The 647-nt window shown below is 51.5% G+C and carries 1 rRNA gene; it reads left to right on the top strand.

What is annotated here, in order from left to right:
* Positions 1–131: ribosomal RNA gene (locus LD028_RS02460) — 16S ribosomal RNA — on the top strand; the annotation flags it as partial.
* Positions 132–647 lie beyond the last annotated feature (516 nt).

Below are 647 nucleotides of genomic sequence, written 5' to 3'. Positions count from 1 at the left end.
CGAGAGTTTGCAACACCCGAAGTCGGTGAGGTAACCCTTACGGGAGCCAGCCGCCGAAGGTGGGGCAAATGATTGGGGTGAAGTCGTAACAAGGTAGCCGTATCGGAAGGTGCGGCTGGATCACCTCCTTTCTAAGGATAAATACGAAAGGCGAAGAACGGTTCTTGACGTAGTCAAGAAAACATCCGACGGAAGCGCAAGCTTTCGACGAGACGTGCGTGCACGTCGATGGAGAAAGCGGACGCGGAGGAGGATGTTAGTTCGAAGCTAGACATAAAGAAAAGCGGAGGCGACTGTTCAGCCCCGACAAGCGCTGGAGGGCCTGCGAGGAGGCTGTTGCCGCCACAGCAGGACCGAAGCGGCTCGAGGGGCTAGGAGCCGGAGCTAGACATAAAGAAAAGCGGAGGCGACTGTTTAGCCTCGCTAGACATAACGTAATAACAACGCTTTTTCGCTTCGTTTAGTTTTGAGGGAATATCCCTCAAGGTTTTAGTTGATTGTTCCTTGAAAACTAGATAACAGGCAGTAAGAAAAGCGACAAACGGTTCTCGTTTGGAGCTAAACGATAAAGCCAAGCAATACAAAGTGTGTTTAGTTAAGTTAGAAAGGGCGCACGGTGGATGCCTTGGCACTAGGAGCCGATGAAG

It is taken from the genome of Anoxybacillus sp. LAT27, from assembly GCF_022030075.1.
Lineage (GTDB): Bacteria > Bacillota > Bacilli > Bacillales > Anoxybacillaceae > Anoxybacillus > Anoxybacillus kestanbolensis.
Note: the sequence above shows the minus strand (reverse complement) of the source record. Positions and strands in the feature narration are given on the sequence as shown.